The sequence below is a fragment of the Candidatus Brocadia sp. genome (assembly GCA_021646415.1).
Lineage (GTDB): Bacteria > Planctomycetota > Brocadiia > Brocadiales > Brocadiaceae > Brocadia.
Map to the genome: position 1 here is coordinate 418,691 of SOEU01000002.1, position 8,493 is coordinate 427,183.

Sequence of the window (8,493 nt, forward strand, 5' to 3'; positions counted from 1 at the left end):
ATCAGCACAAGGCTTTGCCTTGATAGTTTTTCAAAAAACTAAAGTGTTACGATTTTTCATAAGTGAGGAACAAAAATGAACAGAAGAAGAAGCGGTATACTACTTCACATTACTTCTCTCCCATCACCTCATGGTGTGGGAGATTTTGGAGACACAGCTTACAAATTTGTGGATTTTCTTGCAGAAACCAGACAATGCTTATGGCAAGTCCTCCCGTTAAACCCGACCCGAACAGTATATGGAAATAGTCCTTATAGCAGTTATTCGGCTTTTGCTGGAAATCATCTTATGATAAGCCTTGATCTTCTTGTTCGGGACGGCATTCTTTTAAAGTCTGATATAGAAGGTTCTGTTACCTTTCCACGTGACAGGGTTGAATATAAGACTGTTACTGAGTACAAAGAGAACATTCTTCGCATAGCATACAAACACATTCATCGCAAACTGGAAAAAGACTTTGAATTTGAAGAGTTCTGTAATGAAAACAAATACTGGCTCGACGATTATACCCTGTTTATCACTTTAAAGGAACACTTTCATGGAGTTTCCTGGAGTGATTGGCCTGAGGATTTAAAGTACAGAAAAGAAGAAGTTGTAAGAAGTTGGAAAGAAAAATTGAAAGAAAGAATACTCATGGAAAAGTTTTATCAATTCCTCTTTTTTAAACAGTGGTATTCTCTGAAAAAATACTGTAACTCAAAAAACATACAAATAATCGGCGATATACCTATTTATGTAACCTATGACAGCGCCGAAGTATGGGCTAAACCAGAAATTTTCAAGTTAGATAATGCCCAAAAGCCCCTATTCGTTGCGGGAGTCCCTCCGGATTATTTCAGTGCAACGGGGCAATTGTGGGGAAATCCTGTTTATAACTGGGATGTTCTGAAAGAAACTGGTTTCTCATGGTGGCTGAAACGTATAGAATTCAATCTGAAACTCTATGACATTGTCAGGCTCGATCACTTCAGGGGTTTTGTTTCATACTGGGAAGTTCCAGCAGGAGAAAAGACGGCAGTGAATGGGAAATGGGTAAATGCCCCTGTTAAAGATTTTTTTGATTTATTGTATAGACACTTCCCAAGTCTCCCCATTATTGCAGAAGACCTGGGGGAAGAAATAACACCGGAAGTAAGGGAGATTATGAGTATCTTTGGAATTCCCGGAATGAAAGTACTCCAATACGCATTTGGAAAAGATTTACCAACAAGTCCATTTATTCCGCACAATTACACTACAAGCTGCGTTGTTTATTCCGGAACGCATGATAATAATACAACGAAGGGCTGGTACAAAAAAGAACTAAGTCATGAAGACAGGGACAGAATTCAAAAATACCTGGGAAGAGAAGTCACAGAAGATAATATCCACCATCATCTTATCAGACTTGCTATGATGTCGGTTGCAAACATGGTTGTTATACCCATGCAGGATATTCTCGGACATGGTGAAGAGTCACGAATGAATTTTCCTGCAACTTCTGAAAATAATTGGAAATGGAGGCTCCTGCCAGAACAGATAACACCTGCCCAGATACAAGAACTATCGGAAGCAACCATGATATACGGCAGAGGATGAAGTAAAAAATTAAATACCAGTTCTTTAAAATTTCGAATGTTTAAACAATTGACAAAGTAAACAATACATGACCACAGAAACAACATCAGATCCCCGAATACCTGATTCAACATACAGGCTACAATTCAGTCGTCTGTTTCAATTCTCAGATGCAAAAAATATTATTCAGTACCTTTCCGATATCGGTATTAGTGATATTTATGCTTCCCCCTATTTTAAGGCAAAAGAAGGTAGTCTTCATGGCTATGACATCGTTGAACACAATACCCTGAACCCGGAAATTGGAACAGAAGAAGAATACCATGGAATGATACAAGAGTTATGGAAGTACGGAATGGGTCAAATCCTTGACATCGTTCCAAACCACATGTGCATTACCAGTAAAGAAAATACCTGGTGGATGGATGTCCTTGAAAACGGACCAGGCTCTATCTATGCAGACTTCTTTGACATAGACTGGGAACCGGTAAAAATAGAACTGAAAGACAAAGTACTTATCCCTATTTTAGGCGATCAATATGGAGTTGTTCTTGAAAGGCAGGAATTGCAGCTTGTCTTTGAAAACGGCGATTTCTTTCTTTGTTATTATAAGCACAAATTTCCCATAAGACCGAAGACATATATAGATATTTTACAATATCGCATAGATGATCTAAAAAATCTTCTCTCTCCTGAAAACCCCCATCTTAACGAGCTTTTGAGTATTATTACTGCATTAAACCATTTACCCTCATATACCGAAAAGGATCCGGAAAGGATTGCGGAACGATATCGTGAAAAAGAAATCATAAGGAAAAGATTGTGGAATCTCTACAATGAAAATCCCGGTTTTAAAACATTCATAGATGAAAATGTAAAAATATTTAATGGCGAAAAAGGTAAGCCCGAAAGCTTTAATTTTCTTGATAATCTCCTTAATCAGCAGAACTACAGGCTTTCGCAATGGAGCGTGGCTACCGAAGAAATAAATTACCGGAGATTCTTTGATATCAATGACCTTGCAGCAATCCGTATGGAAAACCCACTTGTTTTCAGGGAAACCCATAAATTGATTTTTAAACTTATCAGAGAAGGCAAGGTCACAGGATTGAGGGTTGATCATCCCGATGGGCTCTACAACCCTTCGGAATACTTCCGGCGGTTGCAGAAAAACTGTTTTCTTTATAAAAGACTTGATCTTCCAGGATATGGAACGGAAACTTCCGACAGAGAAGCTGAAATATTGAGACAATACAATGAACTGTTGTCAACGAATCCCCAGTTAAAGGCTTTTTATATTATCGGCGAAAAAATCCTTATCAAAGGTGAAAAGATACCAGAAGACTGGCCCATCTTTGGCACGACAGGATATGACTTTTTGAACTCCCTCAATGGCATCTTTGTCGAAACAATGAATGTAAAAATATTTGATGATATATACACCAGGTTCATCAGATCAAAGCCTGATTTCCAGAATATTGTTTATGAAAAGAAAAAATTAATTATGGAAGTGATTATGTCGAGTGAAGTCAATACACTGGGACACTATCTGAACCGGCTATCGGAAAAAAACAGACATACAAGGGATTTTACCTTGAACAGCCTTACAAATGCTATAAAGGAAACCATTGCCTTTTTCCCGGTATATAGAACCTATACAAAACCATCAGAGGTCGCTGAAAGGGACAAACGATATATTGAGATTGCTGTGTCAAAGGCAAAAAGAAAAAATCCTGCCATGAGCGAATCTGTTTTTGATTTTCTCAAAGACGTCCTTTTGCTGAAGTATCCCGAAAATTTTAAAGACGCCGACCAAAGGGAATGGCTTGATTTCGTTATGAAATTTCAGCAGATTACAGGTCCTGTCACGGCGAAAGGGCTTGAGGATACCTCCTTTTATATTTATAATCGCCTCGTTTCCCTTAATGAAGTAGGTGGAAGTCCGGAAAGATTCGGTACACCTATGGAAACTTTCCATGGACAGAATATAGAAAGAAGCAAATTCTGGCCGCACACCCTTATTGCCACCTCCACCCATGACTCAAAACGCAGCGAGGATGTACGGGCAAGGATTAACGTCCTTTCGGAAATTCCTGATGAATGGAAAGAACATTTAACACGGTGGAGAAGATTAAATAAGAAAAATGTCGTTGTTGTTGAAGGACAGACTGTACCAGACCTGAATGAAGAATACCTTCTTTACCAAACCCTTATCGGTGCATGGCCTATTGAACCAACGACCGGACCTGAATACGAAATATTTAAGAAGCGGATTAAAGATTACATGGTAAAGGCCTTAAGGGAGGCAAAGGTCAATACGAGCTGGATAAATCCCAATGCGAATTACGAGAATATCCTGATGAGCTTTATCGAGGCTATCTTGAATACTACACGAAGAAATAAATTCCTGAAAGATTTTCAAGCATTTCAAAAGCAAATATCCCATTACGGCATATACAACTCCCTTTCACAAACATTGCTCAAGATAACCTCCCCGGGTATTCCTGATTTTTATCAAGGAACTGAGTTGTGGGATTTCAGTCTTGTTGATCCGGACAACCGCAGACCCGTTGATTATAGTATTAGAATCAAGATGCTGGAGGAACTGAAACGGAATGAGCAAGAGATGCCGTTATCAGATCTTGCGAAGGAATTGACTATCAACAAAGATAATGGGAAGATAAAGCTCTATCTGATGTATAAAGCCCTCAATTACCGAAAAGCAAATAGAGAGATATTTGAGCGCGGGGAATATTCTCCCCTTGAAGCAATGGGAGAAAAGGCTGTGAATGTTTGCTCGTTTGTGAGGAGATTTGGAAATCTCGCAGCGCTGGTTGTTACCCCCAGACTAATAACAAGGCTTATACAACAACCCGAAAGCCTGCCCTTTGGCAAAGAAGTATGGAAAGACTCGGTTATTATTGTACCACATGAGGAAACGGACAAAAAATACCGGAACATTTTTACCGGAGAAGTTGTTACAACCGTAAGTTACACAGATGCAACTATCTTGTATCTACCAGAGATATTTGCCCATTTTCCTGTGGCTTTGCTGGAAAGAATTATTTAATTTAAAACATTTCTCGTAAAATATCTTCTGCAATTTTTATCAGTTTACTTTGAACAGAATCGGGTATTAAATCACTTAAAGGTAATTCTTTCTTACCACCGCCTACTTTCACTTTTATTTCATGAAGAATTTCATTAATTTGTACACTATTTATGGAACCGCTACCCAACAAAGGAAATAATTTTTCCGCTATTACTTTATCAAGTTTAGCATCAGATAAATAGAGATGCCATTTAGCAATATCTATATAAATATTCTCTCCAATTTCTGATGTCAAGGCTTCGATAATTTCTGTTTCATTTAAAAAACCCATAAAAATTTCCTTTACTATCTGTTTTTATTGAAAACTAATAATTCGCAACTGTTTTATTTTAACATGGATAGAATAATAAAGAAATGTTTTTATTATTATCTTAACCAGAACGAGTCGGAAAAAGACAAAAAACCGAAGCACGAAATTTGTGAGTCAACCCTGTCAGGGTTTTAAACCCTGACAGGGTTCGTTTTATTCATATTTTTGCTAAAAATGTCAAAATATTTTTTAAGATAGAGAGCAGTTCACATTTGTTTTATTGAATTTGTCACAGAGGATAAAATATGAATTGGTATCAGATTCACACAAAAGAAATAATACAAAAACATGGGACATCTGAAGAGGGATTGACTGACGACGAAGTCAGCAAACGGCTTCAGGAATACGGTTTAAACAAACTTATTGAAGAAGAGAAGATTAGCAGGCTGAAAATCCTTCTCCACCAATTCACAAGCCCGCTCATTTATATCCTTCTTATAGCCGCCGTTGTAATAGCCATTCTCAAAGAATACATTGATACCGGTGTAATTATGGCCGTTGTGGTCATTAACACAATTATTGGCTATATCCAGGAATATAAGGCGGAACAGGGCGTAAGGGCGCTCAAGAAGATGCTCATACCAAGGGCAAGGGTTATCCGAAACGGTAAAGAGAAGGAGATAAACAGCGAAGAACTTGTACCCGGAGATGTTGTCCTGCTTGCATCTGGTACCAAGGTGCCGGCTGACCTGCGGCTGATCAGGACGTATGAATTAAAGATTGAAGAAGCTATGCTTACTGGCGAATCAGTCCCCGCTGAAAAATCCATTGCAATGATAAGCGAAGATAATTTGACACCCGGTGACCAAAAGAATATGGCCTTCATGGGAACAGTCGTGGTAAGTGGAAGGGCAAAGGGCATCGTGGTAGAGACAGGGTCAAAGACCGTGCTTGGCAGCATTGCCCGGGAGGTTAAAGAGATAGGAGTTACAAAGGCGCCACTTCAGAAAAAGATAGAAAACTTCGCAAAATACATTGGATTCATTGTTATGGCAGCCTCTGTTGTGCTTTTTAGTATGGGAATAATTATTGGCGAAAACATACACGACATGTTCATGACCGCAGTGGCGGCTGCGGTAGCTGCCATACCTGAAGGACTTCCCATTGTCGTGACCATAGCCATGGCTATAGGTGTGGCCAGGATGGCAAGACAGAACGCCATCATCAGAAAACTTCCGGCCGCAGAAACCCTCGGGAGCACCACTGTTATATGTTCCGATAAGACCGGGACCCTCACGAAAAACGAGATGACCGTCAGGCTAATCTATGATGGAGAGCATATATGTGATGTTTCCGGGAACGGATATGAACCAAAGGGTGAGATACTCCATGATCAAATGTCTGTTAAAGCAGAGGAGAAGAAAAAACATCTTCAAGTCCTGCGGATAGGACTTCTCTGCAATGAATCAAATATTTACGAGGAAGATGGTCGGTATAAGGTTGATGGAGATCCAACGGAAGGGGCACTTATTGTTTCTGCAATGAAGATAGGTCTCAAACCAGAGGAGGAAAAGAAGCACTATCCACAGATTGCAATCATACCCTTTGAGTCTGAACATGGCTATATGGCAACCCTTCACAGGCACGGCGAAAAAAAGCTTATATTTGTGAAAGGTGCGCCTGAGAAGGTACTGGATATGTGTGCCGAAACTGCGGCTGATGACGGTTCTCAGAAAAAAGAGATTTTACATATTGCCAGCAATTTTGCAAAAGAGGGTATGCGGGTACTTGCCTTTGCTTACAAGGAAGCCCCTCACGACATGGAGGAATTTACCCACCATGACGTGGGGTCAGGACTGATCTTTGCAAGTTTACAGGGAATGATAGATCCGCCAAGACCGGAATCGATAGAGGCAGTGAATGGTTGTAAGCGGGCTGGCATCAGGACTGTCATGATAACGGGCGACCATGCCGTTACAGCAGTATCAATTGCAAAAAAACTCGGATTGAGCGGAGATGATCCTGAGGTGATTGCCGGTAAGGAACTTGAAACGATGAGTGACGAGGAACTCTTTCATAAGGTAAAGGATGTCTCTGTGTACGCACGGGTCTCTCCACAACACAAGCTGAGGATAGTACAACAATTGAAGAAGCACGGTGAGATTGTCGCTGTAACAGGTGATGGTGTTAATGATGCCCCCGCCCTCAAGGAAGCGCATATCGGTATCGCTATGGGAAGAACAGGAACCGATGTTGCAAAGGAGGCGTCTGACATGGTCCTTGTAGACGATAATTTTGCAAGTATATTTAATGCCGTCAAAGAGGGACGGATACTCTTTGACAATATCCGCAAGGTCGTCTTCTTCCTTATACCAACCGGCATAGCTACCATAATTTCCATTATTGCCGCGCTTATCCTTGGTATACCAATGCCATACGTGCCCACACAGCTTATCTGGATAAATATCGTCACGAATGGTTTGCAGGATGTCGCCCTTGCCTTTGAACCGGGAGAAAAAGGGATAATAAACAGGCCTCCGAGAGAGCCGGGTGAAGGTATAATGTCCCGGCTTCTGATAGAAAGAACCTTTCTTGTAGCCCTTATAATCAGTGGAGGCGTTGTCTATAACTTTATCGCAGCCTTACATGAAGGTGTCTCCCTTGAAAAGGCACGATCTGTTGCCATGACAACGATGGTCTTCTTCCAGTTCTTTCAGGCATGGAATTCACGTTCTGAAATGCAGTCTGTCTTCAGGGTCAATCCTCTGAGCAATCTTTTTTTGTTCTACAGCATGATAGCCGCATTTTTTGCCCAGCTTGCAGTGCTTTACGTACCCGCCCTTCAGTGGGTTTTCAGGACAGAGCCACTTACTGAAATGGAATGGGTAAACGTAGGAGCGATCACAGTGACCATCATAATTGCCGTTGAGATTGATAAATGGATAAGGAGGCGGTGGTTTTTGAAAACTTAAAACACGTATTTTCAGACACTACCGCTCATAGCAAACAAAATCAGACAATCAATACAGAAATTGAGGCCTGAAAGGCCGTTAGAATATAGCAGGGGGTGAAACCCCCTGTTTTTGAATAACAAAAGCAACAAGCCCCGAAGGGGCGAAAGGACTCTATGAAAAAAGCCTTTCACGAATGGTATTTAGCGGGCAAGGGAACTCTATTTTTGTGCTCGACACAAAAATGCATCGCTAAAAATATGAATATGCTGGTCACCCGAATTCCTTTCGCCCTTTCAGGGCTAGCCACGATATTCTCCATTTGCAGGGGGCTTCACCCCACAAGCGCTAACTTGTTTTATTGACAAATTTTATTCATCATGGTATATTTATATCAATCATCCCGCTACTTATAGGAGAACAAAGCCATGATGAATGAAGATTGGGATCTTCTCAAAACCTTTTTCCCAAACGATTGGAAAAGTTTAGCTGTCGCTACAAATGCTTTAAAAGGCTTGCGCAAGGATAAATCTGAAGAAAAACTTCTTCGAACATTACTAATTCATTTAGGATGTGGTTATTCATTGCGCGAGACAGTCGTTCGAGCCAAGCGTGCCAACTTA

The 8,493-nt window shown here is 40.5% G+C and carries 5 protein-coding genes; 4 read left to right on the forward strand and 1 reads right to left on the reverse strand.

Annotated features, from left to right (window positions below):
* The first annotated feature begins 75 nt into the window (after positions 1-75).
* The gene (gene malQ / locus E3K36_03800; protein ID MCF6154376.1) at positions 76-1,578 is read left to right on the forward strand and encodes a 4-alpha-glucanotransferase; all 1,503 of its coding nucleotides are present in this window, start codon (positions 76-78) and stop codon (positions 1,576-1,578) included.
* Between the two features lie 67 nt (positions 1,579-1,645).
* Entirely contained in the window at positions 1,646-4,627 is a 2,982-nt protein-coding gene (locus E3K36_03805; GenBank protein ID MCF6154377.1) for a malto-oligosyltrehalose synthase, read from the forward strand.
* A 1-nt stretch (position 4,628) separates the two neighbouring features.
* On the opposite strand, the gene E3K36_03810 is transcribed toward E3K36_03805, so the two are convergent.
* A complete protein-coding gene (locus tag E3K36_03810) occupies positions 4,629-4,940 on the reverse strand; it encodes a DUF3181 family protein (protein MCF6154378.1) in 312 nt (103 codons plus the stop codon).
* Between the two features lie 284 nt (positions 4,941-5,224).
* Here E3K36_03810 and E3K36_03815 point away from each other — a divergent pair, with 284 nt between their 5' ends.
* On the forward strand, positions 5,225-7,891 hold the full coding sequence (locus E3K36_03815) for an HAD family hydrolase (protein MCF6154379.1): 2,667 nt from the start codon (positions 5,225-5,227) through the stop codon (positions 7,889-7,891).
* Positions 7,892-8,298: 407 nt separating this feature from the next.
* Positions 8,299-8,493, forward strand: a 195-nt coding sequence (locus E3K36_03820) for an IS4 family transposase (GenBank protein MCF6154380.1), incomplete at its 3' end; no start/stop codon positions are given.